The sequence below is a fragment of the Pseudomonas sp. MN1F genome (assembly GCF_009391885.1).
Lineage (GTDB): Bacteria > Pseudomonadota > Gammaproteobacteria > Pseudomonadales > Pseudomonadaceae > Aquipseudomonas.
Genome location: NZ_VZII01000033.1, coordinates 22,653 through 45,198, shown reverse-complemented (window position 1 = coordinate 45,198; position 22,546 = coordinate 22,653). Strand labels below are relative to the sequence as shown.

Below are 22,546 nucleotides of genomic sequence, written 5' to 3'. Positions count from 1 at the left end.
TGAATCCTGGGCCGCCTTGCGGCCCCTTCTCAGAGGTGCTCAAGCGCCTGGTTCAAGGCCAGCACATTGACCACTGGTGGCCCGATCAATGGGTGGAGGGTGGCCTCTTCCAGCAAGGCTTGCAAGCGCTCCACCGGCACCTGCCGCGCCGCCGCTACCCGAGGAATCTGGTAGGCCACGGCTTGCGGTGGCAAGTGCGGGTCCAGGCCGCTGCCCGACGTGGTCAGCAGCGCCTGGGGCACCGGCCCCAGCTGCGCCTGGTACAGCGCCGCAGCATCGCCCTTGACCCGCTCGGCCAGCGCCGGGTTGCTCGGTGCCAGGTTGCTCGCGCTGCTGGCCACGGTAGCAAAAGCACCCGCCGAAGGCCGTGAATGGAACCAGCCATCGCCCTGGAAATCCTGGGCGATCAAGGCCGAACCCCGCACCTGCCCGCGCTCATCGCGCACCAGGCTGCCATTGGCCTGCTCGGGGAACGCCAGCTGGGCAACCCCAGTCACCGCCAGCGGGTAAAGTGCGCCAGTGACCGCGGTCATCAGCAGGATCAGGCTCAACGCCGGGCGTACGTAACGGTTCATGATGGCCTCCTCAGACCAGGTGCAGGGCATTGAGCAGCAGGTCGATCAGCTTGATCCCGGCAAACGGCACGACGATGCCGCCCAGCCCGTAGATCAGCAGGTTGCGCCGCAACAGGTGCGCCGCGCTCGCCGCCTGCACGCGCACACCGCGCAGTGCCAGCGGGATCAGCACGATGATGATCAGCGCGTTGAACACGATCGCCGAGAGAATCGCGCTCTGCGGGCTGGCCAGGTGCATCAGGTTGAGCACGCCGAGCTGCGGGTAGATGGCGGCGAACAGCGCCGGCAGGATGGCGAAGTACTTGGCCACGTCGTTGGCGATGGAGAAGGTGGTCAGCGCGCCGCGGGTCACCAGCAGCTCCTTGCCCACCTGCACCACGTCCAGCAGCTTGGTCGGGTCGCTGTCCAGGTCGACCATGTTGGCCGCCTCGCGCGCCGCCTGGGTGCCATCGTTCATGGCCATGCCGACGTCCGCCTGGGCCAGCGCCGGGGCGTCGTTGGCGCCGTCGCCGCACATCGCCACCAGGCGGCCGTCATTCTGCTCCTGGCGGATGCGTGCCAGCTTCTTCTCCGGCGTGGCTTCGGCGAGCACATCATCGACGCCGGCCTCGGCAGCGATGGCTGCGGCGGTCAGCGGGTTGTCACCGGTCACCATCACGGTGCGGATGCCCAGCTTGCGCAGCTCGGCGAAACGCTCACGGATCCCCGGCTTGACCACGTCCTTGAGGTGGATCACACCGAGCAGGCGCTTGTCCAGGCACACCAGCAGCGGGGTGCCACCGCTCTGGGCGATGCGCTCCACCTCACGGGCCAACGCGGCGGGCAGGTCAAGGCGCTGCATGCCGACAAAGGCCAGCACCGCATCGACGGCACCCTTGCGGTAGCGGTGCTGCTGGAAGTCGATACCCGACAGGCGTGTCTCGGCGCTGAAGGCAATCGCCTGGTACTGCTCAGGTGACGGTTCGATGAAGTCGTGCAATTGGCGCAGGTACTCGACGATCGACTTGCCCTCCGCGGTGTCGTCGGCCAGCGAGGCGAGCAAGGCGCCCTCCCCCAGCTCCTTGGCGGTCACACCCTGGGCCGCGTGCAGGGCACTGCAGCGGCGGTTGCCGAAAGTGATGGTGCCGGTCTTGTCGAGCATCAAGGTATGGACGTCGCCGGCCGCCTCCACTGCGCGGCCGGAGCGGGCGATCACATTCAGGCGTACCAGGCGGTCCATGCCGGCAATGCCGATGGCCGAGAGCAGGCCACCGATGGTGGTGGGAATCAGCGTCACCAGCAGCGCGGCGAGGAAGATCAGCGGCAGGCTGCCACCCGCAAAATGGGCGAACGGTTGCAGGGTCACCACCACGATCAGGAAGATCAGGGTCAGGCCGATCAGCAGGATGTCGAGGGCGATTTCGTTGGGGGTCTTCTGCCGCTTGGCGCCCTCGACCAGGGCGATCATGCGGTCCAGGGTCGACTCGCCGGGGTTGCTGGTGATGCGGATCAGCAACCAGTCGGACACCAGCCGGGTGTTGCCAGTGACGGCCGAGCGGTCGCCACCGGATTCGCGGATGACCGGTGCGGACTCGCCGGTGATGGCCGCTTCGTTGACCGCCGCGATGCCTTCGAGCACCTCACCGTCACCGGGGATCATCTCGCCAGCCACCACGCGCACCACATCATCCTTGCGCAGTGCCGTGGCCGCGACGCTTTCGAAACTGCCATCGCGTTTGCGGCGCTGCGCCGTCAGCCCTTGGCTACCGGCCTTGAGGCTGTCGGCACGGGCCTTGCCACGGCCTTCGGCAAGGGCCTCGGCGAAGTTGGCGAACAGTACGGTGAACCACAGCCAAAGGGCAATCTGCGCGGCGACGCCAGTACTGACGCCGTTGCCAGGCGCGAAACACAGCGCGGTGGTGAGGACCGCCGTCAGGGCGACCACCAGCATCACCGGCGCCCGTTTGAGCTGACGCGGGTCGAGCTTGACGAAGGCCTGCACCAGCGCCGGGCGCCACAGGGCCGCGAAGCGGGTCTGGTCCTTGGCGCTGTGTGAGGCTTTCACTTCAGGAATGGGCATGTTCATGGATGATTCCTCAGAAACCCAGGCTCAGTTGTTCGGCGATCGGCCCAAGGGCCAGGGTCGGCAGGAAGGTCAGGCCACCGACCAGCAGGATGGTCACCAGCAACAGGCAGGCGAACAACGGGCCGTGGGTGGGGAAGCTGTCGGTGCCCTGGGGCGCGCTCTTCTTCGCCGCCAGGCTGCCGGCCAGGGCCAGGATCGGCAGGATGTAGCCGAAGCGGCCGATCAGCATGGCCAAGCCAATCATCAGGTTGTGGAACACCGTGTTGGCGCCAAAGCCGGCAAACGCCGAGCCGTTGTTGGCGGTGCCTGAGGTGTAGGCGTACAACAGCTGGCTGAAGCCGTGGGCGCCCGGGTTGCTCACCGCACCTGCCGGGCCTGGCAGGCTGGCAGCGATGGCACCCAGCACCAGCACGCCGACCGGCATCACCAGCAGGGTCGCCACCAGCAGTTGCACTTCCCGCGCTTGCAGCTTCTTGCCCAGGTATTCCGGCGTGCGGCCGATCATCAACCCGGCCAGGAACACGGCAATCAGCACGAACAGCAACATGCCGTAGAGCCCGGCGCCGACACCGCCGAAGATCACTTCACCGACCATCATGTTGACCATCGCGACCATGCCGGTCAGCGGGTTGAGGCTGTCGTGCATGGCGTTGACCGAGCCATTGGAGGCTGACGTGGTGGTCACGGTCCACAGCACCGAGGCGGTGGTGCCGAAGCGGCTCTCCTTGCCCTCCATGGGCGCGCTCTGCTGCACCTGGGCGCTTTCCAGCGCCGGGTTCGGCTGGTACTCCGACCACAGCGCCGTCGCGCCACCCAGCAGGAACAGGCCAAGCATGCAGGCGATGATGGCGCGGCTCTGGCGCAGGTCCTTGACGTAGTGACCAAAGGTGAACACCAGGGCTACCGGGATCAGGATGATCGAGGCCACCTCGAACAGGTTGCTCCAGGCGGTAGGGTTTTCGAATGGGTGCGCCGAGTTGACACCGAAGAAGCCGCCACCGTTGGTGCCCAGTTGCTTGATGGCGATCTGGCTGGCGGCTGGGCCCAGCGGGATGGTCTGGTCGGCGCCTTGCAGGGTCACGGCGTGGGCGTAGTCGGCGAAGGTCTGCGGCACGCCCTGCCATACCAGCAGCAGCGCCAGCAGCAGGCACAGCGGCAGCAGGCCGTAGAGAGTGGCGCGGGTCATATCGACCCAGAAGTTGCCCAGGCTGGTGGTGGAACGGCGAGCGATGCCGCGGCACAGCGCAACCAGCACGGCCAGGCCAGTGGCGGCGCTGACGAAGTTCTGCACGGTCAGGCCGAGCATCTGGCTCAGGTAGCTGACCGAAGCCTCACCGCTGTAGGCCTGCCAGTTGGTGTTGGTGACGAAACTCACCGCCGTATTGAATGCCAGCGACCACTCCTGGCCGGGCAGGTGCTGCGGGTTGAGTGGCAGGTAGCCTTGCAACAGAAGCACGCTGAACAGCAGCAGGAAGCCAGCCAGGTTGAAGGCCAGCAGAGCCAGGCTGTACTGCTTCCAGTTCTGCTCCTGGTCGGCGCGTACGCCGGCCAGGCGGTAACAGCCACGCTCCACCGGCCCAAGCACGGGGGTCAGCCAGGTACGCTGGCCTTCCATGACCTTGTAGTAGAAGCGTCCGAGCCAGGGCGCCGGCAACAGCACGATGGCGAAGAAGGCCAGCAGCAAAAGGTAATCGTAACTGTGCATGGCCGCTCCCTAGCTGCGATCGGCGCGCAGCAGCGCTACCAGCAGGTAAACCGCCAAGGCCACTGCCAGCAGCAGTGACAACCCATCGAGCATGTACATGAGTGAAACTCCCCTTTTTGCGGCTTGTACCGCTTTGGGGGAATTGTCCGAGGGGTAGGCGTAAAGGGGCGAGATCGGGGGGCAGGCGTGGAAATAAAGAATGCGTAAAAATCAAAGCAGCGGCGTTGCAGTGCCGGCCTCTTCGCGGCATTGCGGCGAAGAGGCCAGAGCAGGTTATTGCTGAGGAGTCTGTTGTCCGGCGTTACGGCTCCAGTCGAGCAACAGGCTGTAACCGACCGCCAGCAAGGTCGGCCCGATGAACAGGCCGATGAAGCCAAAGGCTAGCAAGCCACCGAACACACCCAGCAGCACGATCACCAGCGGCAGGTTACCGCCGCGGCTGATCAGGTAGGGCTTGAGCACGTTGTCCACGCCGCTGATGACGAACGTGCCCCAGATCCCCAGGAACACGGCCATGCCGTACTCGCCCTTCCACACCAGCCAGCCGGTCGCCGGGATCCACGCCAACGGTGGCCCCATCGGGATCAGGCTGAGCATGAAGGTCACCAGCCCCAGCACGATCGCCCCGGGCACCCCGGCGATCAGGAAGCCGATCAGCGCCAGCAGGCCCTGGGCGGCCGCCGTGCCGATCACGCCGTTGACCACCCGCTGCACGGTGCCTGCCACCAGCTCCAGGTAGTACTCGGCCCGCTCGCCCACCAGCCGGTTCAGCAGCCGCAGCACGAAGGCCGACAGGCGCGGCCCGTCACGGTAGAAGAAGAACACGAATACCAGGCTCAGGGTCAGCTCCAGCACACCGCTGCCGATCTGCGCACTGCGCGCCAGCAACCAGTTGCCGACCTGGCCGAGGTAAGGCTTGAGCGACGCCAGCAGGGCCGCGCCTTGCTGATCGAGGGATTGCCACCAACTGACCAGGCGCTCGCCGACAAAGGGAATGCCGCGCAGCCAGTCAGGTGCATCAGGCAGGCCATCGACCTGTACATCGCGCACAAAGGCAGTGGCGTCGCGGATGTGGTCGGCCAGGTTGAAGCCCAGCCATACCAGCGGCAAGGCCACGATCAGGATCCAGGCCGCAGTCAGCAGGCTGGCGGCGAGGGTTTCACGCCCACCCAGCACACGCGTCAGCAGGCGCATCAGCGGCCAGCTGGCGAACGCCAGGATGGCCCCCCACAACAACGCGGAAATGAAGGGTGCCATGACCCACAGGGCGGCACCCAGCAACGCCAGCAGCAGAATCTGGATCAGCAGGCGGTCATTGTTGGCCATGGTGACGCTCACTCAACGGATCAGTTCCAGGTGCAGGCCATCGGTGGGTGCGTTGCCGACTTCGAGCCGGCCATCACGCACGCCAGCCTTGACCAGTTGCTCGCGCCAGGCCTCGGCCTGGGCGCCACTGAGGCTTGCGCGCAAGGTGCTGTCGAGGTTCAGGCTGCGCGCCAGCAAGCTCACCCAGCTTTCCTGTGGCGCAGCCAGGTCAGGGTAGTCGAGCTTGCCGGTATCGCGCATTTCCCGCAGTACGGTGGCGGCGGTGGGGAGTATTTCGCCCAGCGGGCTGCTGGCGACGAATTCTTCCACATGCAGATAGGCGCGGCGGTTGCCACGGGTGACGCTGTACAGCGCGACCAGGGTGTCGGCCTCTTCGGCCGAGCGGCGCAGGAGGATGAACGCCTGCTGCTCGTCGCCGCCGTTCAACCGGGCATTGGCAAACACGTCGTTGGCCCACAGGCTGCCCTCGCCGCAATCGCGGCCCTGGCACCAGAACAACGGATAGCCGCCGTCATGCTGCAGCGCCTCGCGGGCGCTGGTGAAGGCTTCGCGGGCACTGCGCTCGACCGGCAGCTCGTAGGTGACCGAGCTGACCTGGCCGCGGCTCTCGATCTGGGCCTCGACGCGCAGGCGGCCACTGATCTTGCGCAGCGGGCCCATGGGGTAGACGCGTTCCTGCTCCACGGCCGGGCGCTGGTCGACCACCTTGGCGTCCGCCGGCACGGGCAAGCTGCCGGCCCACAGCACGGGGCTGGCCAGCACGAGGCAGGCGGCGAAAGCGGTACGGATGGAAACGGGCGCGCTCATCCGCGACCCATGCGGCGCAGCGCGCCGGGTTCAAGCTCCAGGATGTCTGGCAATTGCATGGTTGTCTCCCTGTTCAACCCGCCAAGCCTCGACACTTGTCCGGTGCAAGTCAAGCAAAGCCAAAGAAGCGATTGAAACAGTCTGCGACAAGGGCCGCGCCTTGTTCGTCGTTAAGGTGCAAGTGATGCCCGCCAGGCAGCACCGTCTGCTCAAAGGGTAGCTGCTCCAGCAGCTCGGTGTGACGCACCAGCATGCCGTCGGCCGCCACCACCAGGCTCGCCGGGCAACTCACCCGGCGCACGTAGGCCATGGCCTGGGCCTGGCTCAGGCGCACTGGCGATGGCAGGGTCAGGCGGCTGTCGCTGCGCCAGCTGTAACCACCGGGCACCGGCATCAGGCCACGCTGGGCCAGCCGCTCGGCGGCTTCGCGGCTGACCGCGACCATGCCCTTCATGCGCGCTTGCACGCCCTGCGCCAGGGTCGGGTAAACCGATTTGCGCTTGCCATCGAGGCGCAGCTGGGCCTGCAGGGCCATGCCCAGGCGCTCGGCGGCATCCTGCTCGGCGCCGGTCGGGGGAATGACACCGTCGATCAAGGCCAGATGGCTGACCCGGTCAGGCAAGGCACCGGCCAGCTGCACCGAAATGATCGCGCCCAACGAATGCCCGAGCAGGGCAAAACGCTGCCAGCCCAGCTGTTCGGCAACCCGCAGCACATCGTGGGCGTAATCGGCCAAGGCATACCCCGCGCCCAAGGGGCGGTGTTCGGAATAACCGTGCCCGGCCAGATCGAGGGCGACGATGCGCAGGCCCTTCAACAGCGGGGCCAGGCGCGAGAAGCTGTTGGCGTTGTCCAGCCAGCCGTGCAGGGCGATCACCGGCAGGCCATCCGCGGGGCCGAACAGGTGCGCGGCGAGCTCGATATGGCCCAGGCTCAGGCGCACTTCCTCGACCTGCGCGCTCATGCCTGGCTCCAGCGGTCGAACAGGCCCTTGATCAGGCTGGCCGTGTCGGTTGGCCGCTCCAACGGGAACATGTGCCCGCCCGGCACACTGTGGTATTCGCCCCGAGCCATGCCGCGCACCGCCAGCGCATGGTGACGGCGGATGACATTGCTGCGCTCGCCACGCACCATTGCCAACGGCACCTGCAACTGGCGCGCGGGCGCCGGGCTGGCGTGCGGGATGCTGCGGTAGATGCTGATTTCGGTGGCCGGGTCGAAGCGCAGGCGCAAGCCCTGCTCGGCCGCCTGCAGGCCATGCTCGAGGTAGGCTTCCAGGCAATCCGGGTCGAAGTGGCGGAACAGCGACTTGCTGGCGAAGTAGTCACGTGCGCTGTCACGGTCGGCAAACGCTTCACGCCGCCCGAGGGTACGGCCAGCCGGGGTGATGCGGTCGATGAAGCCGAATCGCTTGGCGGTGCGCAGCAGCCATTGGTCAGCACGGGTCAATACCGGCGAGTCGAGCATCACCACGCCAAGGTACAGCTCGGGCCGGCGCAACGCGGCATGCAGGTGCAACACGCCACCCAGCGAATGGCCAACCCCCCACACCGGCGCCGGCTGCTGCGCCAGGTGATGCAGCAGTTCGTCGACCAGGTTCTGCCAGTTGTCGTTCACCGGAAAGCGCGGGTCATGGGCATGCTGGGCCAGGTGACTGACCTGATAATCCGGCCCCAGGGCGGCGAACAGCTTGCCGTAGGTGGCCGAGGGAAAACCGTTGGCGTGGGCGAAGAAGATCTGCTGCGACATGGCGCCTGGTCCGGACGGGGAATGATGGCCCATTGTCGGCATCGCGCCGGCACTCGGCAACGTCTGTAAATGTCATCGCCAAGGGCAATCAGGTCACGCCGAGTCGTCGAAACTCGCCAGCGAGCGGCGCAGGCAGGCTTGCATGTAGGCGATCTGGCTCTCCAGCGCCTCACGGGCCAGGCGTTGCTCCTGAACATCGAGTTGCAGCCGGCGCAAGGCCAGGCAGCTGGTTTGCAGCAGGTGAGACATGCGCGCGCAGGACTGCTGCAGTTCGTGCAGGTCCTGCTCGACCAGCAGGTTGTCCATGGGGTGCTGCTCGAGCTTGTGACGCACGTTGCCCATCAGGTGATAGAGCTTGGCGTCGGCGGCCTCGCGCAGCAGGGCGTACTGGGCAAAATCGAGACGGTTGTCACGCTGTACGGCTTCAATCGTGGGCTGCAGATCCAGAGAGCGTAACAGCTCGTGCATCACCCCGCTCATTCAACGCTCCCTGCCCTGTCATCTGCTGAACCACCTGGCGCCAAGCATCCGTTGGATGCAAATGGCTGGCAACTGGCAAAAATGCCAGTTGCTCTCGCTCACTCAGGCGAACTAAGCGCGCGCAACGTCATCAGCCCTGCCAGCGGCCAGTCGCCTTCCAGCTCCGCCAGGCTGGCGGTGCTCATGGGTGCCGGCTGCTGCACATGGCCGTGCTCGAGCATGCCGACCAGCGACCCTACCAGTGGCTGGTGGCTGACCAGCAACACGTGTTCCAGGCCCAGGCGCTCGATCTCGCCGATCACCTGCCGCACATCGCTGTCAGGTGTCAGCCACGGCACGGTGCGCACGGGCTCGGCGAAGCCCAGGGTGTCATGCACCAGGGCCGCCGTCTGTTGTGCGCGTACATACGGGCTGGCAATGATCGCCTGCAACGGCTGGCCAAGCAGCCGGGCTGCACTGTGCAGCACCTGCTCACGGCCATGGCCGGTCAGGCACCGCTCAGCGTCGGTATTGGCGCGCGGCTGCGCCTCGCCGTGGCGCAGCACCCACAGCCTCACAGCTTGGGCTCCTCGTCGCGCACCGGGTGCGGCGCCGCAGCCACGGCGTGGGGCGCCTCACCTTCCGGGGCACGCGCTGCCGGCCAGTCGGCGAACGGCCAAGGCTTCTGGTCGGTGTGGAAGGTACCGAAACGGCCGATCTGCGCCAGGTACTGGCTCAGGCTGTCACCGAAGTTCATCAGGCTGGCGCTCGGGGCACCATAGACCAGGCGGTAGATCAGTTGCACCAGCACCAGGCCGCCGAGCAGCAGCTCGGCGAGTTGCCAGACCACCAGGAACACCAGCATCCACAGCACCCGCAGGATGATCGACTCGCGCTGGGCGCGCTCGGGTGTATCGTTCATGTGCTGCTCCTTCGCTTAGTTGAAACCACTGATGGAAATGAAATCGACGTCGGTCTTTGGCTCGGCGCGCATCAGGTGCTCGATCACCTGGTTCAGCGTGCGGCCTTCGAACAGAATGGCGTGCAGGCCGGCCACCAGCGGCATGTACACTTGCACTTCCTGGGCCTTGGCTTTAAGCACCTTGAGCGTATTGACCCCTTCGGCCACTTCGCCCAGGCGGCTGACGGCCTGCTCCAGGCTCAGGCCCTGGCCCAGGGCGTGACCGACTTGGTAGTTGCGGCTCTTGGGCGAGGAGCAGGTGACGATCAGGTCACCGACACCGGCCAGGCCAAGGAACGTCATGGGGTTGGCCCCCTGGCTGACGGCAAAGCGGGTCATCTCGGCCAGCGCACGGGTGATCAGCATGCTCTTGGTGTTCTCGCCCATGCCCAGGGCTACGGCCATGCCGGCGATGATGGCGTAGACGTTCTTCAGCGCGCCGCCCAGTTCGACGCCGAAGCGGTCGCTGCTGGCGTATACCCGGAAGGTGCGCCCGTGCAGCACCGCCTGCACCCGCTGGCACAGTTGTTCGTCTTCGCTGGCAACCACGGTGGCGGTCAGCGCATGCTCGGCAATTTCGCGGGCCAGGTTGGGGCCGGAGAGCACACCAATGCGGGCCTCGGGGGCGATTTCTTCGAGGATCTGGCTCATCAGCTTGAAGCTTTGCGCCTCGATGCCCTTGGTCAGGCTGACCAGGTACTTGCCGCGCAGCAGCTCGGCATGGGGTGCCAGCACGCTGCGCAGGGCGCTCGACGGCAGCGCGACGAAGATCAGGTCGCTGGCTTGCAAGGTGGCCAGCAGGTCGTTGACCGGCTCGACACCGTCCTGCAGGCGGATGCCCTTGAGGTAGCGCGGGTTCTCGCGGTTGACCCGCATCGCCTCGGCCTGCTCGGGGTCGCGCATCCATTGACGCACCGGCACGCCATTTTCGGCCAGCAGGTTCGCCACGGCGGTGCCGAAGCTGCCGCCTCCCAGAACTGCAACAGGTTGCTGTTCAGTCATAATCAATCCGTTAAAGCCATTAAGTTAAGTGGCGACCCGCTCATTATACGGCGCGCCTGCGACAGAACCAGTGTCAGAACCCACCAGAATCGGGCCTCAGGTGACTGGCAAAACCTTCTGGGTCAGTTACCATGCCTGTTTCAATCCTGAGACAAGGCTGTCCTGTGTTCTACGGCCCGCCCCCCTACCCTCGACTGCTGCTGCTGACTGCCCTGCTCGGCGGCTCGGCCATGGCCGACGATTTGTTCATCGACAACTCCGACCTGCCGCAGGTTCTGACCGCCACGCGCCTGAAACAATCCCCGGCGGCAGTGCCGGGCAGCATGACCGTGCTCGACAACGAGCTGATCCGCGCCAGCGGTGCCCGCGACATCCCCGAACTGCTGCGCCTGGTACCGGGCATGATGATCGGCTACGGCGCCGGCAACCAGCCCACCGTCAACTACCACGGCAGCAACGTCAACGATGCAAGGCGCATGCAGGTGCTGATCGACGGCCGCTCGGTGTACCGCGCCGGCCTGGCCACGGTGGACTGGAGCGACATCCCGGTCGCCATCGAGGACATCGAGCGCATCGAGGTGTTCCGCGGCCCCAACACCGTCAGTTACGGCGCTAATGCACTGATGGCGGTGGTCAACATCCTCACCCGCAACCCGGCCGACAGCCACGGCACGCGGATGAAACTGACCCGCGGCCAGGATGGCATCAACGACTATTACCTCAGCCACGGCTTCGGCTGGGACGGTGGCGACATGCGCCTGTCGGTGTCTGGCCAGCAGGACGATGGCTTCGACGAGAACCAGTTCGGCCAGGACTACCGCGACAGCCGCCGCCTGAACCGTTTCAACCTCAGTGTCAGCCACGTTCTGGCGCCCGACCAGACCCTGGAATGGCAACTGGCGGCCAAGGAAGGCAGCAACCAGCGGCCGTATACCTATCGGCCGGTGTTCCCCTACGTCACCCAGACCGGCGACAACGCCGACGTCAATGCCAAGGACTATGCCGGTTCGGTACGCTGGAACATCGATTTCAACCCCGAGCACAGCTTGTATGTGCAGGGTTCGGCCCAGCTTTTCGACCGCCAGCAGGTCTGGCGCGCCTGTGATGCAGCGCTATCGTTCAGCCCCGAGCTGACCCGCTTGTGGCAGATGAACCCCGATTTCGCCGAAAAGGTCGCCCGCGGGGCCAACAACCCGCCGAGCAGCAGCAACCCCGAAGAACAGGCGCTGGTCGATGCGATCAAGGACCAGTGGGACAACCAGGGCGGCAAGAATGTGGTTTGCGGCGATGTTGACCAAAGTACCCGCGAGACCCGTTATGACCTGGAGGTACAGGACACCCTGAGCCTGACCGACAGCCTGCGCCTGCTCAGCGGCATGAACTACCGCTATGATCGCGCCGATTCGCAGACCTACTTCAACGGCAGTATCGACGACCAGACCTGGCGCCTGTTCGGCCAGCTGGAATGGCGCGCCGACGAGCACTGGATTGTCCAGGGCGGCGCGATGTTCGAGGATTCGCGCCTGTCCGGCAGCTCGCTGACCCCACGCATGGCGGTCAACTACCTGATCACACCGCGCCACGGCCTGCGCGCGGTGTACTCCGAGGCCGTGCGTTCGCCGGACATGTTCGAGAACAACGTCAACTGGAGCTACACGGTCAAGAACCTGAGCCCCGCCGCCTTCGGCCAGCGCAATGCCGAGTACTTCGTCAAGACCCGCGGCCCTGGCGACCTCGAACAGGAGCGCATGCGCTCGCGTGAGCTGGGCTATAACGGCTACTTCAGCGACTTCGACCTGAACATGGATGTGAAGCTGTTCTACGACGAGATCACCGGAATGATCAGCGAACCCCTGAAGAACAACCAGTACATCGCCAGCAACGCCAACAAGGCCCGTTTCAGCGGTAGCGAGGCGCAATTCGACTGGCGCCTGGCACCACGCGACCGGCTGCGCCTGACCTATGCCTACGTCGATGCCTGGGCCAGCAACCCTGCCGACCGTCGCCTCAGCGCACGCAACAGCGGCTCGGCCGGGTGGATGCGCGAATGGGGTGAGGGTTGGTCGAGCGCGCTGTTCTATTACGGCGACGACGCACTCAACACGTACCGCTATGAACGCGTCGACCTGCGCGTGGCCAAGCGTTTCCGTATCCAGGGCAGCACCCTGGAACTGGCCGCGCTGTGGCAGCAACGCCTGGACGACCAACCCACCACCGTGGAGCAAAACCGTTATGACAGCCGCCACCGCCTGAGCGTCAGCGCGGAGCTGGAGTTCTGATGGCCCGGCTGCTGCGCCTGCTGCTGTTCTGCCTGTGGCCACTGGGTACGCTGTCCGCCAGCGAAATCCTGCTGGTCGGCGGCGACGAACAGCCCGGCTTTCGCAGCTTCGTCGAAGCCCTGCAAGGCCGCCGCAGCCATGACCAGGTGCGCTTCCAAAGCACCGCCACGTTGCCCCGCCCCGCTCAGCTCAAGGCTGACGTGCGCCTGATACTGCTCGACAACAGCGCGCTGGAGTGGCGCCTGAGCGACAACAGCGGGCCACCTGCACTGGCCATGCGCATCAGCCGGGTACAGGCTGAACAACGCCTGGGAAAGTCGCGCCCTGCTTACCTGACCCTGCTGTGGAGCGACCCGCCGCTGGCGCGGCAGCTGCGCCTGAGCCGCTACCTGTTGCCACAGGCCCAGCGCATCGGTGTGCTGTATGGTGAGCACAGCCACTTCCTGCTCGACGAGCTGCGCCAGGCGGCACGCCCGCTGGGCCTGGAGATCGTCGCTCAGGACTGGCCGGACCAACGCGACAGCCGCCCGCTGCAGCACCTGCTGGCCAACAGCGACGTGCTGTTGGGCCTCGATGACCCCGACCTGTACAACTCCAAGACGGCGAAGAACCTGTTGCTCAGCAGCTACGGCCGGCAGATGGCATTGATCGGGCCGAACGCGGGCTTCGTCCGCGCGGGCGCCCTGGCCAGCACCTACAGCGACCAGGACGACTGGCTGGCAGTGCTCGACCAGTTGCTCAATCAGCCGCCGGCGCACTGGCCACGCAGCCTGTATCCGGCGCGCTATGGCGTCAGCGGCAACCAGCAGGTGGCCCGCGCCCTGGGCCTTGAGCCGATCGATCCGAACGCCTCTGCCAAGGCCCTGGCCGAAGGAGAACCCACCCCATGAGCAAACGCCTGAGTTGGGACATCCACACCCGCACGCAGATCATCAGCCTGGGCCCGGCTTTGTTGCTGACCTTGCTGTTGATCAGCTTTTTCACCTTCGTGCGCATCCAGGATTTGCGTCAGGAGCTCAACCATACCGGGCAGTTGATTGCCAACCAGCTGGCACCGGCTTCGGAGTACGGCGTCATCTCCGGTAACAATGAAGTTCTCGAAGGCCTGATGCGCGCCACCCTGAGCATCCCGCACGTGCGCTTCCTCGAGGTGCAGGACAGCCGCAACCACATCCTGGTGTACGTCGAGCAGCAGGACGAGAGCAACAACCGGGCGCAACAGGTGGAGGTGTTCCAGGCGCCGATCCGCCTGCAGCAGATCCGCCTGGACAGCGACTTCCTGCAACAAGGCAAGGCGCCAGCACCGGCCATCGGTGACGACTACCTGGGCCGGGTGATCGTCGGCATGTCGGACGACGCCTTCAGCCAGCGCCAGCAGGAAATCGTGATCAAGGCCGGCATCCTCGCGCTGTTCGCCCTGCTGTTCACCTTCCTCCTGGCGCGCCGCCTGGCCATGAGCCTGGCCAAGCCGATCAGCGACATGGGCCATGCGGTCAAGGCCATCCAGCAGGGTGAATACAACGCGCCTCTGCCGGTGGTCGACGACAGCGAACTCGGCCACCTGGCGCGCCACATCAACAACCTCGCCAACGCCCTGGAGCAGGCCAGCGCCGAGCAGAAACAGGCCATCGCCCAGCTGATCCAGGCGCGCGAGGAAGCCGAGCAGGCCAACGGCGCCAAGTCGGAATTCCTGGCGATGATGAGCCACGAACTGCGCACGCCCATGAACGGCGTGCTGGGCATGCTGCAACTGCTGGAGACCACCCAGCTGACCAGTGAGCAGGCCGATTACGCGGCCGTGGCCAGCGAGTCCACCGGGCACTTGCTGAAGGTCATCAATGACATCCTCGACTTCTCGCGCATCGAACGCACTGCGCTGGCGCTGGAGCACATCGACTTCAACCTGGGTGAGCTGATCACCAGCAGCGTACAGTCGTTCCAGCACAGCGCTCAGCAGCGCGGCCTGGAACTGCACCTGCAATTGCCGGCAGACGGCGCACAGCCACAGGTGATCGGCGACCCGACGCGCATCCGCCAGATCCTCCTCAACCTGATCGGCAACGCCCTGAAATTCACCGAGCGCGGCCAGGTTCAGGTCGAAGCGCGCTGGCAGCTGCTGGATCGGCAATTGCTGTGGTTCACTTGCAGCGTGCGCGACACCGGCATCGGCATCGACAGCGAACGCCTGGAAATGATGTTCGTCGCCTTCCAGCAGGCCGACAGCTCGATTTCGCGGCGCTATGGCGGCACCGGCCTGGGCCTGTCGATCGCCCGCACCCTGGCCGAACGCATGGGTGGCAAGCTACGCGGTGAAAGCCGCGAGGGGCTGGGCTCGACCTTTACCCTGGAAATGCCGCTGCCGCTGGCCAGTACCGCGCCAGCAACACTGCCCGGCAGCGCGGGGGCCAGCGCGCCCCTTGAGGTTGGCAAGCGCATCCTGCTGGTGGAGGACAACCCGGTCAATCAGAGCGTCATCGAAGCCATGTTGCGCAGCCTGGGGATGGAAGTCAGCGTGGCCCACGACGGGCTTCAGGCGGTGGATCAGGTCAGCCAGCAGGCGTTCGCCGCCGTGTTGATGGATTGCCGCCTGCCGCAGATGGATGGCTACGAAGCGACCCGGCGCATCCGCCTGTTGCCGGCCTGCGGCCATTTGCCGATCATCGCCCTGACCGCCAATGCCCTGCAGGGCGACCGCGAGCGTTGCATGGCCGCCGGCATGAATGATTACCTGAGCAAACCGTTCCGCCGCACCGAGTTGCAGCGGGTTTTGCAGCGCTGGTTGCCGGGGCGGACAGCAGCGACTGGCGATGCGACTGGCGATAAATGCTAAAGTGCGGCAGTCTTAAGTACTGGACAGGACCTTGCTCGGACCTGAAAATAGACGTTTCAGTGCACACCTGTACTTCTTTCGCCGGGTGCACTGTGACTTTCACCACAACGCAATAGTCTACCTGTAGGCTGCCGCCCCAGAAGCTAAGAAGGGTCGGCCGGGAAGATTCATCCCCTGCCACAGGGGGTTATTGAGGAGCTCGCATGACCAAACAACACGCCTTTACTCGGGAAGACCTGCTGCGCTGCAGTCGCGGTGAGCTGTTCGGCCCAGGTAATGCGCAACTGCCCGCGCCGAACATGCTGATGGTCGATCGCATCACCCATATCAGCGAAGAAGGCGGCAAGTACGGCAAAGGTGAATTGGTCGCCGAGCTGGATATCACCCCGGACCTGTGGTTCTTCGCCTGCCACTTCGAAGGCGACCCGGTGATGCCGGGCTGCCTGGGCCTCGACGCCATGTGGCAGCTGGTCGGCTTCTTCCTCGGCTGGCAGGGCCTGCCGGGCCGTGGCCGTGCGCTGGGTTCGGGCGAAGTGAAATTCTTCGGCCAGGTACTGCCTACCGCCAAGAAAGTCACCTACAACATTCACATCAAGCGCGTCCTGAAGGGTAAGCTGAACATGGCCATCGCCGATGGCTCGGTCAGCGTCGACGGTCGCGAGATCTACACCGCCGAAGCCCTGCGGGTCGGCGTGTTCACCTCCACTGACAATTTCTAAGGGTTATTCGCATGCGCCGCGTCGTTATCACTGGTCTGGGCATCGTATCGTGCCTGGGCAATGACAAAGCTACCGTCACCGAAAACCTGCGCAACAGCCGTCCGGGTATCCGTTACAACCCGGAATACAAGGAAATGGGGCTGCGTAGCCAGGTTTCCGGGTCCATCGACCTCAACCTCGAAGAACTGATCGACCGCAAGGTCTACCGCTTCGTCGGCCACGCCGCTGCCTACGCCTACCTGGCGATGCAGGACGCGATCAAGGACTCCGGCCTGACCGAAGAGCAGATCTCCAACCCGCGTACTGGCCTGGTAGCCGGCTCGGGCGGTGCCTCGACCCTGAACCAGATGGAAGCGCTGGATACCCTGCGCGAAAAAGGCGTCAAGCGCGTCGGCCCGTACCGCGTCACCCGCACCATGGGCAGCACCGTTTCGGCGTGCCTGGCCACCCCGTTCAAGATCAAGGGCATCAACTACTCGATCTCGTCGGCCTGCGCCACTTCGGCACACTGCATCGGTACCGCTCTGGAGCAGATCCAGTGGGGCAAGCAGGACATCGTCTTTGCCGGTGGCGGTGAAGAAGAGCACTGGAGCCAGTCGTTCCTGTTCGATGCCATGGGCGCCCTGTCGACCAAGCGCAACGACACCCCGGAACTGGCTTCGCGCGCCTACGACGCCGACCGTGACGGCTTCGTCATCGCTGGCGGCGGCGGCATGGTGGTGGTCGAGGAGCTGGAGCACGCGCTGGCTCGCGGCGCCAAGATCTACGCCGAAATCGTCGGCTACGGTGCCACTTCCGATGGCTACGACATGGTCGCACCAAGCGGCGAAGGCGCTATCCGCTGCATGCAGCAGGCGCTGTCCACCGTCGACACCCCGATCGACTACCTGAACACCCACGGCACCTCGACCCCGGTCGGTGACGTTGCGGAAATGAAAGGTGTGCGTGAAGTGTTCGGCGACAAGGCACCGAAGATCAGCTCGACCAAAAGCCTGTCGGGCCACTCGCTGGGCGCCGCTGGCGTGCACGAGGCGATCTACTGCCTGCTGATGATGGAAAACAACTTCATTGCCGGCTCCGCCAACATCGATGAGCTGGACCCGGAAGTTGCGGACCTGCCAATCGTGCGCAAGACCGAAGACGCCAAGCTCACCACCGTGATGAGCAACAGCTTCGGCTTCGGCGGCACCAACGCCACCCTGGTGCTCAAGCGCTGGGAAGGCAAGTAAGACGCTGCTGCGGTAAGTGAAACGCCCCGACTGGTTCGGGGCGTTTTCATTTGTGTTGCCTGCACGGGCAACTACTTCTTCCCCTTGGGCAACACCGCCAGGAAGTTATCCCGAGCCACCTTGTTGGCCACGTCTTCAGGCAGCGCATCCAGGAACGGCCTGAAGCCGTGCATCTGCTCGCCAAGGCTGCCAAACCGCCCCACCACATCCGACCCCAGCATGAACCGGTCCGGATACCGCTCGACCAGCGCAACCCATTCCTGGCGCGGTACGCCCTGCTCGTCCAGCAGATAGGGCTCCAGCACACTCCACGACAAATCCACATACAAATTTGGATAGTCCACCAGCAAGCGCGTCAACACGGGCAACAGAAAGTCCATCTGGGTCTGGTGCCGATGGATCTCCGCGCTGCTCCCCGCATGTGCCCAGATGAACCGGGTATGCGGATGATTGCGTAATGGCTCTTCGATCTCAGCGAGGTACAGCGGATTGCGCTCACGCTTGGAAGTGATGTTCGAATGCAGCAACACCGGCATATCGCGCTCGGCCGCCAGGTGATAGATGCGGGTCATCGCTTCGTTGTTGGCCCGCGGCGTATCGCCGCTGGTCAGCGCGGTCAGGTCGTCATGCCGGGTGAACACCTCACCAATCCCCTGCCAGAGCCCCGGGTTCAGTTCGAGCATGCGCTCGATATGGCTGACGGCATTCTTGTCCACCGGATTGAAACCACTCAGAAACGGATGGAAACGCTTTCGCTGCTCGGCCGGTAGTTTTTCCAACGCGGCAGCTACGTAGGTATCGGTCGCGCTGTACCAATAGGCATCGGCATCGTCGCCAGCGTAGTAGCGTGGGCGCTTGGGTTCGTCTTCATGCCATTTCTTGGCCACCGGAATGCCGGAAATCATCGAATGCTCGACACCAGCATCATCCATGGCCTTGATCAGCGCCGGCATGCCTTCGGTTTCCTGAAAGAAATCCACGTAGTGCAGATGAGCATCGCTGAAGCGATAGTCACGGGCCTGGGCCGCCAGGCATAGCCAGCCAGACAACAGCATGCAGGCCAGCGTTCTGGCAATCATGGGCAACCTCCTTTTGCGGGCATCAGCAGGGTAGACCGGGCCGCCAGCGCAACGGTTCAGCATTGCGCGGCAAACCGCTATGCTTGGGGCAATTCCACCTCGCCTGGAGCCCGCCATGAGCAGCCCCCTGATCATCCGCCCCCGCGCCGAATCGGTCGAGGGCCAGCCGATCCTGCGCCCGCTGCCCTCGGCCCAATGCCGCAGCGTCGGCCCGTTCGTGTTCTTCGACCATATGCTTGAGACCGACTATGCACCGGGCCATGGCATGGATATCCGCCAGCATCCGCATATCGGCCTCTCCACCCTCACCTACCTGTTCGAAGGCGCGATCCTGCACAAGGACAGCCTGGGCTCGGAGCAGCGCGTGCTGCCTGGAGACGTGAGCTGGATGACCGCTGGCAAAGGTGTGGCGCATGTCGAGCGCACGCCGGAGGACGCCTGGGTCCATGGCTCACGCCTGCATGGGCTGCAGGTATGGCTGGCTTCACCCCAGGCGCTCGAACAGGGCGAGCCGAGCTACAGCCACCATCCCGCGGCGAGCCTGCCGGTCAGTGACAACCTGGGCGTGCGCATCTGCATGATTGCCGGCAGCGGGTTCTGCCTGGAATCACCGGTGCCGGTACTCTCCCCTACCCTCTATGCGCATGTGCAGATGCAGCCGGCCACCACGCTGGTGGTGCCTGTCGAACATGTGCAGCGGGCGTTGTATCTGCTCGATGGTGAGTTGCTCATGGATGGCGAACAGGTTGAGGCCTGCAGCCTGATCGTGCTGCCGGAGGGCGAAGAGGTCACGCTGTATGCCGAGGAAGAATGCCAGCTGGTGCTGATTGGCGGCGAGCCGCTGGATGGGCCGCGGCGGATGAACTGGAATTTTGTGGCCAGTGATGTGGATTTGATTGAGCGGGCCAGGTCCAAGTGGGCTGCTGGGGATTGGCCGACGGTGCCTGGGGAAACTTCGAGGATCGAGTTGCCGCGATAATTTGGGGCTGCTTTGCAGCCCATCGCCGGCAAGCGCGGCTCCCACAGGAGTCCGCGCCCCCCCCTGCGATGTCAGCGCTGGAACACTTCGGTGAGCAGGTTGTGCATCGAGCGGAACGCCCGCTCCGAGGTGCGACGGTCGTACTGCATCTTGCCCGGCACATTGGCATTCGGGTCGGTGAACGAGTGCACCGCGCCACCGTAGCTCAGCAGCTGCCAGTCCACCTTGGCAGCGTTCATCTCATCTTCGAACGCTGGCAACTGCTCCTTCGGCACCAACGGGTCGGAAGCGCCGTGCAGCACCAGTACCGAGCCCTTGATGCGCTTGGCATCTTCCGGGTTCGGGGTGTCCAGCGTGCCGTGGAACGACACCGCCGCCCGCAAGTCGGCACCGGTACGGGCCAGCTCCAGGGCACAGCAGCCACCGAAGCAGAAACCGAAGGTGGCCACCTTGCCCGGCTCCAGCAGCGCCTTGGACTGCCCCAGCAACTGATCCAGGGCCTCTTTCATGCGCTTGCGCAGCTCGCCACGGTCGTTCTTCAGCGGCATCATCGCCGCCCCAGCCTCCTCGGCATTGGAGGGACGCACCGACTGCCCATACAGGTCGGCAATCAGCACCACGTAGCCCTTCTCGGCCACTTCCTTGGCGATACGCTCGGCACCTTCGCCGATGCCCATCCAGTTCGGCGCCATCACCAGACCCGGGCGGCCCAGAACACCTGGCTCGTAGACCAGGCGGCTTTCATAGGCCTTGCCGGACAGGTGATAGACCAGCGATTCGACGATTACCTTGCTCATCAAGCACTCCTTAGGCACTCACTAAAAAAAAGCCCGCCGAAGCGGGCTTTCCTGTGCATCAACTCAAGCAGACAGCTCGACCAGTAGCTTGTTCAGGCGACGAACGTAAGCTGCCGGGTCCTTCAGGCTGTCACCCGCCGCCAGCGCGGCCTGATCGAAGAGAATGTGCGACAGTTCGGCGAAGCGGTCTTCGCTCTGCTCGTTGTCGAGCTTCTCGATCAGTGGGTGAGTCGGGTTGAACTCGAAGATCGGCTTCGAATCCGGCACCTTCTGGCCGCTGGCTTCGAGGATCTGGCGCATCTGCAGGCCAAGGTCCTGTTCGCCGATGGCGAGGATCGCCGGCGAATCGGTCAGGCGATGCGAGACACGCACCTCGGCGACGCTGTCACCCAGCGCCCCTTTCAGGCGCTCGACCAGGCCTTCCTTGCCCTTGGCCACTTCTTCCTGGGCCTTCTTGTCCTCTTCCGAGTCCAGCTTGCCCAGGTCCAGGTCGCCACGGGCGACGTCGACGAATGCCTTGCCATCGAACTCGCTGAGGTAGCTCATCAGCCACTCGTCGATACGGTCGGTCAGCAGCAGGACCTCGATGCCTTTCTTGCGGAAGACTTCCAGGTGCGGGCTGTTCTTGACCTGCGCGTAGGACTCGCCGGTGAGGTAGTAGATCTTGTCCTGGCCGTCCTTGGCGCGCGCCAGGTAATCGGCCAGGGCAACGCTCTGCTCGCCGCTGTCGTCCTGGGTGGAAGCGAAGCGCAGCAGGCCGGCGATCTTTTCCTTGTTGGCGAAGTCTTCAGCCGGGCCTTCCTTCAGCACCTGGCCGAAGTTTTTCCAGAAGCCCTTGTACTGCTCAGGCTCGTTCTTCGCCAGCTTCTCCAGTATGTCCAGCACGCGCTTGGTCAGCGCGGTCTTCATCGAGTCGATGATCGGGTCTTTCTGCAAGATCTCGCGGGACACGTTCAGCGACAGGTCGTTGGAGTCCACCACGCCTTTGATGAAGCGCAGGTACAGCGGCAGGAACGACTCGGCCTGGTCCATGATGAACACGCGCTGCACGTACAGCTTCAGGCCGCGTGGCGCTTCGCGCTGGTACAGGTCGAACGGTGCACGGGCCGGCACGTACAGCAGCGAGTTGTATTCGAGCTTGCCTTCGACCTTGTTGTGGCTCCAGGCCAGCGGGTTCTCGAAGTCATGGCCGATGTGCTTGTAGAACTCCTGGTACTCCTCGTCCTTCACCTCGGAGCGCGAACGGGTCCACAGGGCGCTGGCGCGGTTGACGGTTTCCCACTCCTGCGCCGGCTTTTCTTGGCCTTCGGCGGCTTCGGCCTGCTCCTTGGGCAGCTCGATCGGCAGGGCGATGTGGTCGGAGTATTTCTTGACCACGTTGCGCAGGCGCCAACCATCGGCGAACTCCTGCTCGCCCTTCTTCAGGTGCAGGACAATGCGGGTGCCGCGCTGCGGCTTGTCGATGGTCGCAACTTCGAACTCACCTTCGCCCTTCGACGACCAGTGCACGCCTTCGCTGGCCGGCTGGCCGGCACGGCGGCTGTACACATCGACCTTGTCGGCAACGATGAAGGCCGAGTAGAAGCCCACGCCGAACTGACCGATCAGGTGCGAGTCCTTCTTCTGGTCACCGGTGAGGTTCTTCATGAAGTCGGCGGTGCCGGACTTGGCGATGGTGCCCAGGTGGGCGATCACATCTTCGCGGCTCATGCCGATGCCGTTGTCCTCAAGGGTCACGGTACCGGCGTCCTTGTCGAAGCTCAGGCGAATCTTCAGGTCGGCGTCGCCCTCGAGCAGCTCTGGCTTGGCCAGGGCCTCGAAGCGCAGCTTGTCGGCGGCGTCGGAGGCGTTGGAGATCAGTTCACGCAGGAAGATTTCCTTGTTCGAGTACAAGGAGTGAATCATGAGGTGCAGCAGCTGCTTTACCTCGGTCTGGAAGCCTAGTGTTTCCTTTTGAGCCTCAACACTCATGGTCTTCAAAACTC

Annotated in this window: 21 protein-coding genes; 6 read left to right on the top strand and 15 right to left on the bottom strand. The window is 64.6% G+C overall.

The genetic code is table 11. The annotated features are described in order from the left end of the window. Positions 1–29: 29 nt before the first annotated feature. The 12 genes from kdpC to F6X59_RS16920 form a co-directional block, all read right to left on the bottom strand. Positions 30–575: a potassium-transporting ATPase subunit KdpC gene (gene kdpC, locus F6X59_RS16975; RefSeq protein ID WP_152957217.1), complete on the bottom strand. Its 546-nt coding sequence runs from the start codon at positions 573–575 to the stop codon at positions 30–32. Between the two features lie 10 nt (positions 576–585). Continuing rightward, a complete protein-coding gene (gene kdpB / locus F6X59_RS16970) occupies positions 586–2,640 on the bottom strand; it encodes a potassium-transporting ATPase subunit KdpB (protein ID WP_152957216.1) in 2,055 nt (684 codons plus the stop codon). 10 nt (positions 2,641–2,650) lie between these two features. Then, positions 2,651–4,345, bottom strand: a complete 1,695-nt coding sequence (gene kdpA / locus F6X59_RS16965) for a potassium-transporting ATPase subunit KdpA (RefSeq protein WP_152957215.1) — start codon at positions 4,343–4,345, stop codon at positions 2,651–2,653. Positions 4,346–4,354: 9 nt separating this feature from the next. After that, the gene (gene kdpF, locus F6X59_RS16960; RefSeq protein ID WP_033696222.1) at positions 4,355–4,444 is read right to left on the bottom strand and encodes a K(+)-transporting ATPase subunit F; all 90 of its coding nucleotides are present in this window, start codon (positions 4,442–4,444) and stop codon (positions 4,355–4,357) included. 174 nt (positions 4,445–4,618) lie between these two features. Beyond that, positions 4,619–5,671 carry an AI-2E family transporter gene (locus F6X59_RS16955; RefSeq protein ID WP_152957214.1) on the bottom strand — a complete coding sequence of 351 codons (1,053 nt, stop codon included), beginning with the start codon at positions 5,669–5,671 and terminating at the stop codon, positions 4,619–4,621. Positions 5,672–5,683: 12 nt separating this feature from the next. After that, positions 5,684–6,478 (bottom strand): DUF4892 domain-containing protein, encoded by a 795-nt coding sequence (locus F6X59_RS16950; protein WP_152957213.1) that lies wholly within the window; start codon positions 6,476–6,478, stop codon positions 5,684–5,686. A 109-nt stretch (positions 6,479–6,587) separates the two neighbouring features. Beyond that, on the bottom strand, positions 6,588–7,442 hold the full coding sequence (locus F6X59_RS16945) for an alpha/beta hydrolase (RefSeq protein ID WP_152957212.1): 855 nt from the start codon (positions 7,440–7,442) through the stop codon (positions 6,588–6,590). Continuing rightward, positions 7,439–8,227, bottom strand: a complete 789-nt coding sequence (locus tag F6X59_RS16940) for an alpha/beta fold hydrolase (RefSeq protein WP_152957211.1) — start codon at positions 8,225–8,227, stop codon at positions 7,439–7,441. The genes F6X59_RS16945 and F6X59_RS16940 overlap by 4 nt, the downstream gene beginning before the upstream one ends. 93 nt (positions 8,228–8,320) lie before the next feature. Then, positions 8,321–8,695 (bottom strand): hypothetical protein, encoded by a 375-nt coding sequence (locus tag F6X59_RS16935; RefSeq protein WP_152957210.1) that lies wholly within the window; start codon positions 8,693–8,695, stop codon positions 8,321–8,323. 110 nt (positions 8,696–8,805) lie between these two features. Further along, positions 8,806–9,264, bottom strand: a complete 459-nt coding sequence (gene sixA, locus F6X59_RS16930) for a phosphohistidine phosphatase SixA (protein WP_346653778.1) — start codon at positions 9,262–9,264, stop codon at positions 8,806–8,808. After that, complete coding sequence (locus F6X59_RS16925; protein WP_152957209.1) at positions 9,261–9,608, bottom strand: DUF4389 domain-containing protein; 348 nt, start codon at positions 9,606–9,608, stop codon at positions 9,261–9,263. Before F6X59_RS16925 ends, sixA begins: the two co-directional genes overlap by 4 nt. 15 nt (positions 9,609–9,623) lie before the next feature. After that, positions 9,624–10,649, bottom strand: a complete 1,026-nt coding sequence (locus tag F6X59_RS16920; protein WP_079228990.1) for an NAD(P)H-dependent glycerol-3-phosphate dehydrogenase — start codon at positions 10,647–10,649, stop codon at positions 9,624–9,626. A gap of 131 nt (positions 10,650–10,780) precedes the next feature. Here F6X59_RS16920 and F6X59_RS16915 point away from each other — a divergent pair, with 131 nt between their 5' ends. The 5 genes from F6X59_RS16915 (at position 10,781) to fabB (ending at position 17,706) form a co-directional block, all read left to right on the top strand. Continuing rightward, positions 10,781–12,928, top strand: coding sequence for a TonB-dependent siderophore receptor (locus F6X59_RS16915; RefSeq protein ID WP_152957208.1), 2,148 nt, complete (start codon positions 10,781–10,783; stop codon positions 12,926–12,928). After that, complete coding sequence (locus tag F6X59_RS16910) at positions 12,928–13,818, top strand: ABC transporter substrate-binding protein (protein ID WP_152957207.1); 891 nt, start codon at positions 12,928–12,930, stop codon at positions 13,816–13,818. Before F6X59_RS16915 ends, F6X59_RS16910 begins: the two co-directional genes overlap by 1 nt. After that, entirely contained in the window at positions 13,815–15,758 is a 1,944-nt protein-coding gene (locus F6X59_RS16905) for an ATP-binding protein (protein ID WP_152957206.1), read from the top strand. The genes F6X59_RS16910 and F6X59_RS16905 overlap by 4 nt, the downstream gene beginning before the upstream one ends. A gap of 203 nt (positions 15,759–15,961) precedes the next feature. Beyond that, on the top strand, positions 15,962–16,477 hold the full coding sequence (fabA, locus tag F6X59_RS16900) for a 3-hydroxyacyl-[acyl-carrier-protein] dehydratase FabA (RefSeq protein ID WP_012315334.1): 516 nt from the start codon (positions 15,962–15,964) through the stop codon (positions 16,475–16,477). A gap of 11 nt (positions 16,478–16,488) precedes the next feature. Then, on the top strand, positions 16,489–17,706 hold the full coding sequence (gene fabB / locus F6X59_RS16895) for a beta-ketoacyl-ACP synthase I (protein WP_152957205.1): 1,218 nt from the start codon (positions 16,489–16,491) through the stop codon (positions 17,704–17,706). A gap of 71 nt (positions 17,707–17,777) precedes the next feature. Here the strand turns inward: fabB and F6X59_RS16890 are convergent, their stop codons facing one another. Beyond that, positions 17,778–18,785: an amidohydrolase family protein gene (locus F6X59_RS16890; RefSeq protein ID WP_152957204.1), complete on the bottom strand. Its 1,008-nt coding sequence runs from the start codon at positions 18,783–18,785 to the stop codon at positions 17,778–17,780. Between the two features lie 115 nt (positions 18,786–18,900). Between F6X59_RS16890 and F6X59_RS16885 the strand changes: the two genes are divergently transcribed. Next, the gene (locus tag F6X59_RS16885; protein WP_152957203.1) at positions 18,901–19,764 is read left to right on the top strand and encodes a pirin family protein; all 864 of its coding nucleotides are present in this window, start codon (positions 18,901–18,903) and stop codon (positions 19,762–19,764) included. A gap of 71 nt (positions 19,765–19,835) precedes the next feature. Here F6X59_RS16885 and F6X59_RS16880 read toward each other — a convergent pair whose 3' ends face one another. Both F6X59_RS16880 and htpG read right to left on the bottom strand, forming a co-directional pair. After that, positions 19,836–20,561 carry a dienelactone hydrolase family protein gene (locus F6X59_RS16880; RefSeq protein ID WP_152957202.1) on the bottom strand — a complete coding sequence of 242 codons (726 nt, stop codon included), beginning with the start codon at positions 20,559–20,561 and terminating at the stop codon, positions 19,836–19,838. A 63-nt stretch (positions 20,562–20,624) separates the two neighbouring features. Beyond that, positions 20,625–22,532 carry a molecular chaperone HtpG gene (htpG, locus tag F6X59_RS16875; RefSeq protein ID WP_152957201.1) on the bottom strand — a complete coding sequence of 636 codons (1,908 nt, stop codon included), beginning with the start codon at positions 22,530–22,532 and terminating at the stop codon, positions 20,625–20,627. Between the last annotated feature and the right edge of the window lie 14 nt (positions 22,533–22,546).

Bases quoted from the DNA above. Each gene is read 5' to 3' on its own strand.
- kdpC (WP_152957217.1), bottom strand. From the start codon at position 575: ATGAACCGTTACGTACGCCCGGCGTTGAGCCTGATCCTGCTGATGACC.
- kdpB (WP_152957216.1), bottom strand. From the start codon at position 2,640: ATGAACATGCCCATTCCTGAAGTGAAAGCCTCACACAGCGCCAAGGAC.
- kdpA (WP_152957215.1), bottom strand. From the start codon at position 4,345: ATGCACAGTTACGATTACCTTTTGCTGCTGGCCTTCTTCGCCATCGTG.
- kdpF (WP_033696222.1), bottom strand. From the start codon at position 4,444: ATGTACATGCTCGATGGGTTGTCACTGCTGCTGGCAGTGGCCTTGGCG.
- F6X59_RS16955 (WP_152957214.1), bottom strand. From the start codon at position 5,671: ATGGCCAACAATGACCGCCTGCTGATCCAGATTCTGCTGCTGGCGTTG.
- F6X59_RS16950 (WP_152957213.1), bottom strand. From the start codon at position 6,478: ATGAGCGCGCCCGTTTCCATCCGTACCGCTTTCGCCGCCTGCCTCGTG.
- F6X59_RS16945 (WP_152957212.1), bottom strand. From the start codon at position 7,442: ATGAGCGCGCAGGTCGAGGAAGTGCGCCTGAGCCTGGGCCATATCGAG.
- F6X59_RS16940 (WP_152957211.1), bottom strand. From the start codon at position 8,227: ATGTCGCAGCAGATCTTCTTCGCCCACGCCAACGGTTTTCCCTCGGCC.
- F6X59_RS16935 (WP_152957210.1), bottom strand. From the start codon at position 8,695: ATGCACGAGCTGTTACGCTCTCTGGATCTGCAGCCCACGATTGAAGCC.
- F6X59_RS16925 (WP_152957209.1), bottom strand. From the start codon at position 9,608: ATGAACGATACACCCGAGCGCGCCCAGCGCGAGTCGATCATCCTGCGG.
- F6X59_RS16920 (WP_079228990.1), bottom strand. From the start codon at position 10,649: ATGACTGAACAGCAACCTGTTGCAGTTCTGGGAGGCGGCAGCTTCGGC.
- F6X59_RS16915 (WP_152957208.1), top strand. From the start codon at position 10,781: ATGCCTGTTTCAATCCTGAGACAAGGCTGTCCTGTGTTCTACGGCCCG.
- F6X59_RS16910 (WP_152957207.1), top strand. From the start codon at position 12,928: ATGGCCCGGCTGCTGCGCCTGCTGCTGTTCTGCCTGTGGCCACTGGGT.
- F6X59_RS16905 (WP_152957206.1), top strand. From the start codon at position 13,815: ATGAGCAAACGCCTGAGTTGGGACATCCACACCCGCACGCAGATCATC.
- fabA (WP_012315334.1), top strand. From the start codon at position 15,962: ATGACCAAACAACACGCCTTTACTCGGGAAGACCTGCTGCGCTGCAGT.
- fabB (WP_152957205.1), top strand. From the start codon at position 16,489: ATGCGCCGCGTCGTTATCACTGGTCTGGGCATCGTATCGTGCCTGGGC.
- F6X59_RS16890 (WP_152957204.1), bottom strand. From the start codon at position 18,785: ATGATTGCCAGAACGCTGGCCTGCATGCTGTTGTCTGGCTGGCTATGC.
- F6X59_RS16885 (WP_152957203.1), top strand. From the start codon at position 18,901: ATGAGCAGCCCCCTGATCATCCGCCCCCGCGCCGAATCGGTCGAGGGC.
- F6X59_RS16880 (WP_152957202.1), bottom strand. From the start codon at position 20,561: ATGAGCAAGGTAATCGTCGAATCGCTGGTCTATCACCTGTCCGGCAAG.
- htpG (WP_152957201.1), bottom strand. From the start codon at position 22,532: ATGAGTGTTGAGGCTCAAAAGGAAACACTAGGCTTCCAGACCGAGGTA.